Below are 3275 nucleotides of genomic sequence, written 5' to 3'. Positions count from 1 at the left end.
TTCCCGCCGTAGGCGACACCAGGATCGCCGGTCACCGTGGTCGATCCCGCTGTGGTCGATCCCGCTGTGTCCGAGCCCGCTGTGTCCGAGCCCGTGAGCGTCGCCGTGCCGAGGCCCAGGCAGACGCCGACGGGCAGTCCGCCCTCGGCGATGGTCTCGCCCAGCGCGGAGGCCACCCGGCCCCCGGCACGCGAGACCAGGACGCCCGCGAGGGCGGTCGACAGGATCGGGCCCGGGGCCATCCGGGCGGTGGCCTCCTCGAGCATGCAGGCCAGGTCGACGATCTCGGCCCCGGCCCCGCCGTGCTCCTCGGCGACGGCCACGCCGAAGATCCCCAATCCGGCCAACTGCGGCCAATGCGCCTTCCAGGCGTCCGGGTCCGTCTCCTGGGCGCGTACTGTGTCCACGGGATCGACGGACTTCGCCCAGGACTTGATCGAGTTCTGGATCTCGGTCTGATCCGGGGTGGTGGCGATGCTCACGGTGGCTCCTCGTCGAGACGGGGTTCGAACCGGCGCCGGTCCGCGGACCGGCGCTCTCCCCCATAGTAGAACGTGTTCTAACAACCGTGTTCTAGAATGCACCAGCAGGACGTGAACACCGAACCCGGCCCCCATCGGCCGCTCGCCAGCCCAGGAGGCTCGCCTCATGACCAAGAGCTCGACCGAGACCGGTTCCGGTCCTGCCGCGTCTGATCCCGCGCCCCGCGGCGACGAGCCCAGCACCTCGTCGCAGCGGGAGCGCCGTCGCCGGATCCTCGACGCCACGCTGGCCCTGGCCGCCAAGGGCGGGTACGAGGCGGTGCAGATGCGCGCGGTGGCCGAGAAGGCCGAGGTCGCGGTGGGCACGCTCTACCGCTACTTCCCCTCCAAGGTCCACCTCCTGGTCTCCGCACTGGCCCGCGAGTTCCGCCGCCTGGACCAGCGCACGGAGCGTTCGGCCCCGCCCGGGGACACCGCCCAGGAGCGCATGAAGGTCGTGGTGGACATGATCACCAAGTCCATGCAGCGCGATCCCAACCTCACCGAGGCCATGACCCGGGCGTTCATGTTCGCCGACGCGTCGGTGGCCAACGAGGTCGAGGAGGTGGGCTTCTACATGGACCGGATCATCGCCCGCGCCATGGCCCAGGGGGAACCGGACGAGGTCCAGCTCTCGATCGCCCGCGTGGTCTCCGACGTGTGGATGTCCAACCTCGTCTCCTGGCTCACCAGGCGGTCCTCGGCGGCGGACGTCAACAGCCGCCTGGGCCTGACCATCGATCTCCTGCTGGGCACGGACGACTCCCCCCGCCGGGCGCGGCTGCACACCGCCATCGGCAAGGGGAACGGGGCGTCCGAGGAGAACGGGGTGTCCGAGGAGAACGCGGAGGCAGGGGCCGAGCCCGGGGCCTGACCGACCTCCTCACCCACCCCGCCGCGACCGCAGCCGCACACGGTCTTCCCGTGTGCGGCTGCGGTGGTCGCGCGCCTGGGGTGCTCAGACGGCCAGGGGTTCGAGCCCCCTCGGTCAGGGCACCACGACCGTCGGGACCTGACGCACCAGGTGCGAGACGTCCGCCGTCCACCGCACCGGGCCGTCCGCGGGCGTCCAGGCGGTGAGAAGGTCCGAGACCTTGGCCGTCATCTCCCGGCTGAGCCGCAGGAACGAGGTCCCGGGCTGCTCGTCGACCTCTCCGAGGATCAGCCACCAGGCCCAGGCCACCGCGCCGGCGTTGGCCACGAAGTCCGGCAGCACCGCGATCCCGCGCGCGGTCAGGTCGAGTTCGGCGTCGATGGTGGTGGCGGCGTTGGCGGCCTCCACCACGATCGACGCGCTGACGGACGCGCAGTTGTCCGCGGTGATGGCGTACGAGACCGCGGCGGGGACCAGGACGTCGACGTCCATCCCGATGATCTGGTCCCGCTCCAGCCGCTGGACGCGGGCGGGGACGGCTCCCCGGTCGATCTCACCGAAGCGGTCGCGGGTGGCCAGCAGCGCGGGGATGTCGAGGCCCGCCGGGTCGTAGAGCGTCCCGGCGGCGTCGGCCACCGCCACCACGGTCATCCCGGCCTCGTGCAGGTACCAGGCGGCAGCGCCGCCCATCGTGCCCACGCCCTGGACCGCGACGGTGGTGCGTCCGACGTCCCAGCCGCGCACGTACGCCGCGGCCAGACACGCCTGCGCCACGCCGTACCCGCCGATCACGTCGCCGAGCAACCCGCCGGGCACCTCGGCGGTGAGCCCGCGGAAGATACGTGCGGCGGTCGCGGCGGGATCCTCGGAGCGCTCGATGGCGGCGTGGTACGACTGCCGCATCCCCAGCCCGGCGAAGACCTCGTCGATCAGGTGCTGCGGAACCCCCAGGTCCTCGGCGGTCACCCAGTGACGGTCGAGGAACGGGCGCATCGCCTCGCAGAACCGGCCCAGCACCTCCACGGCGCGGGGATCCTTGGGGTCGAAGTCGATCCCGCCCTTGGCACCGCCGACGGGGAGGTCGAAGGCCGCGGTCTTGCGGGTCATGCCGCGGGCCAGGTCCTCCACCTCACCCAGGGTGCAGCCGGCCCGCATCCTGGTCCCGCCGGTGGCCAGGCCACCGACGAGGGTGTCCACGACGAGGAACCCTCGGGCGCCGGTGACGTCGTCCTTCCAGTGCAGCCGCAGGTACGGTTCGCGGGTGGCGGGACCCTCCGCGGGTGGAGCCGGCACTGCCACCGGCACCGACCCGGTTGTCGCGGTGAAACCCGGAATCTCGATGGATGTCATGGTGCTCGCCTCCTGAAACGCCTCGTCCCGACTCTCCGGCGGGGTCCCTCAAGCATGGGAGCGGGGACGGGCCCGGGTCCAGCGAGAATCGATGGACCCGACCGTTCACTTTTTCTGCACTGTCCCCGGTCAGCCCCTACGCTCGGGGCCATGGAGCCGTCACTGCACCGACTCAGACTGCTCCGCGAACTCGAGCGTCGCGGGACCGTGACCGCCGTCGCCGGGGCCCTGGACTACACGGTCTCCGCTGTGTCCCAACAGCTCGCTCTTCTCGAACGGGAGGCGGGGACCCCCCTGTTCGAGCGTCGTGGCCGCCGGATCGGGCTCACCGAGGCCGGGTTGGTCCTGGCCGGGCACGCGGAGACCATCCTGGCCGCGGTGGAGGACGCCGGGCACGCGATGGAATCGGCCCGGGCCGGGGTCGGGACGACCCTCACGGCCGGGGTCTGGGCATCGGTGGCCACGACCCTGCTGCCCGCCGGGATCCGGGTGCTCGCCCGGGACCACCCGGGGATCGAGGTGCGCAGCCG

4 protein-coding genes are annotated in these 3275 nt (G+C 72.2%); 2 read left to right on the top strand and 2 right to left on the bottom strand.

What is annotated here, in order from left to right:
• The coding region (locus G6021_RS12115; RefSeq protein WP_182641388.1) for an acyl-CoA dehydrogenase family protein at positions 1–482 on the bottom strand (482 nt) is incomplete at its 3' end.
• 166 nt (positions 483–648) lie between these two features.
• Here G6021_RS12115 and kstR point away from each other — a divergent pair.
• Positions 649–1395: a cholesterol catabolism transcriptional regulator KstR gene (kstR, locus tag G6021_RS12110; protein ID WP_182611026.1), complete on the top strand. Its 747-nt coding sequence runs from the start codon at positions 649–651 to the stop codon at positions 1393–1395.
• 114 nt (positions 1396–1509) lie between these two features.
• On the opposite strand, the gene G6021_RS12105 is transcribed toward kstR, so the two are convergent.
• Positions 1510–2745 (bottom strand): Glu/Leu/Phe/Val dehydrogenase, encoded by a 1236-nt coding sequence (locus G6021_RS12105; protein ID WP_182611027.1) that lies wholly within the window; start codon positions 2743–2745, stop codon positions 1510–1512.
• A 150-nt stretch (positions 2746–2895) separates the two neighbouring features.
• Here G6021_RS12105 and G6021_RS12100 point away from each other — a divergent pair.
• Positions 2896–3275 (top strand): LysR family transcriptional regulator (locus G6021_RS12100; RefSeq protein ID WP_182641389.1); only part of this gene is annotated, 380 nt, incomplete at its 3' end.

Origin of the sequence: Dietzia sp. CW19, from assembly GCF_014145265.1 — a bacterium.
Classification (GTDB): domain Bacteria; phylum Actinomycetota; class Actinomycetes; order Mycobacteriales; family Mycobacteriaceae; genus Dietzia; species Dietzia natronolimnaea.
Note: the sequence above shows the minus strand (reverse complement) of the source record. Positions and strands in the feature narration are given on the sequence as shown.

Excerpts from the sequence above, each read along its gene's own strand:
- G6021_RS12105 (WP_182611027.1), bottom strand. The coding sequence starts at position 2,745 with ATGACATCCATCGAGATTCCGGGTTTCACCGCGACAACCGGGTCGGTG.
- kstR (WP_182611026.1), top strand. The coding sequence starts at position 649 with ATGACCAAGAGCTCGACCGAGACCGGTTCCGGTCCTGCCGCGTCTGAT.